Source organism: Pseudescherichia vulneris (genome assembly GCF_902164725.1).
GTDB classification, from domain to species: domain Bacteria; phylum Pseudomonadota; class Gammaproteobacteria; order Enterobacterales; family Enterobacteriaceae; genus Pseudescherichia; species Pseudescherichia vulneris.
Genome location: NZ_LR607338.1, coordinates 181610 through 182697 on the forward strand (window position 1 = coordinate 181610; position 1088 = coordinate 182697).

Annotated in this window: 2 protein-coding genes; both read right to left on the reverse strand. The window is 37.2% G+C overall.

What is annotated here, in order from left to right; translation table 11 throughout:
• Positions 1-15: 15 nt before the first annotated feature.
• Positions 16-405, reverse strand: a complete 390-nt coding sequence (locus FN633_RS00720) for an Imm50 family immunity protein (RefSeq protein WP_154056401.1) — start codon at positions 403-405, stop codon at positions 16-18.
• Positions 406-643: 238 nt separating this feature from the next.
• Complete coding sequence (locus FN633_RS00725; RefSeq protein WP_154056402.1) at positions 644-883, reverse strand: hypothetical protein; 240 nt, start codon at positions 881-883, stop codon at positions 644-646.
• Positions 884-1088: the final 205 nt, after the last annotated feature.

Below are 1088 nucleotides of genomic sequence, written 5' to 3' on the forward strand. Positions count from 1 at the left end.
TACCATATTTTATTTTTAATCCCACCGTTCATCCAGGTATGGAGTAACACTTTCGATTGTGAGAAAATTTGACTTGCAATTTATATTCAACTCCTTGCTACATATTTTTATTGCGCTATAACTTTCGCCAGAAAATATTTCTGGCGAGCAGATAAAACCTATCCCATTGCCTTTAACATCCAACTCTATTACACCTCCAAATGTGAGTATCACACTAAGGGCATTGAATTGGCTCTTGGTCCATTTCTCCGGATAAGATGAAGGGATATTTCTGCTATAAAATTGAAATGTCACATCTGAAAAACGTTCAAATGAAAAGCTACTTACTTCAATAGATTGAAGGTTTAACTCCCCACCAAACATAAATCTTATTTTTTCTTTCCCTAACGCATTATCAAACCACATTTAAAAACCTCAAAGTTATCAAACCCATGAGTCCCTGACATACTACTAGCATTCAGGCTTTGGAGTAATGTTACATCGAAATGAGGCTCAGCGCCATGAGTTAGGGTAGCGTTAGGATGACCTAAACTATGCAATTTGATTATGCTAATTTGACCCGACCCGCGTATTGACGATGCATACTTCTAGTGTGCCGTCGGTCTGATTATAAAACCAGTGCAACCTGAGGTTTAAAAAACAATTAACTTTCAAGATAATTAATTAAGAGATTGATTTTTGCATACTCTACGTTAGTGAAGTCACCGTGAGCAAAATAACCACAAAAACTTCTATATAAATTTTTCAACTCATTTTCCGATGTTCTTTCATCCTGTAATATCTTAAGTGCCGATTTATAAAATTCCTTACCCTGTAATTTATTTTCTCGATCAGAACAAGATATGATATCAGTCAATAATTCTATGGCTTTTGTTTTATTCATGACAACCTCAAAAATTCATCTTATCTGTTCTAATGACCGTTGAGCTTGGCGGTTTCCTAACATTAACTATACAATAAAATCTGGTTTACTCGCCACTTCCCTCCGGGGTCGTGCTACATGCATTCAAGTTTGTTCCTGACAAATTCCAGGTACTGGCCCTGCATGCGCAGGTTCTGCGCACTGCCTGCCAGCTGCACCTCTCTTT